Origin of the sequence: Pseudoalteromonas sp. CR1, from assembly GCF_019392235.1 — a bacterium.
Lineage (GTDB): Bacteria > Pseudomonadota > Gammaproteobacteria > Enterobacterales > Alteromonadaceae > Pseudoalteromonas.
Genome location: NZ_JAHXRM010000271.1, coordinates 1 through 270 on the forward strand (window position 1 = coordinate 1; position 270 = coordinate 270).

Here is a 270-nt window from a genome sequence, read left to right on the forward strand (position 1 = left end):
GCTGAACACACTGCCCAGCAGCATCACGGCCGTGCCTGACAACACCAGGGCCACGCCCCAACTCATCATCGCCAACCGTCCGGTGCGCGCGACCCAGCGATTGACCATCAACGCGCCTGCAAGATACGCCGCGCTGATCGGCCAACCCAGCCAGCCATATTGGGCCGGGCTCCACTCGAAATGGCCCTGCAGAATGAGCGGCGCACAGGTGTTGAACGCGATGATCACGCCATAGCCCAACCCGCCGGCCAACGCGGCGTGCAAGAAGGC

At 64.8% G+C, this 270-nt stretch carries 1 pseudogene; it reads right to left on the reverse strand.

Going from position 1 to position 270, the window contains the following annotated elements:
- Nucleotides 1-270: pseudogene (locus tag KZZ04_RS19395) on the reverse strand (MFS transporter); the annotation flags it as partial.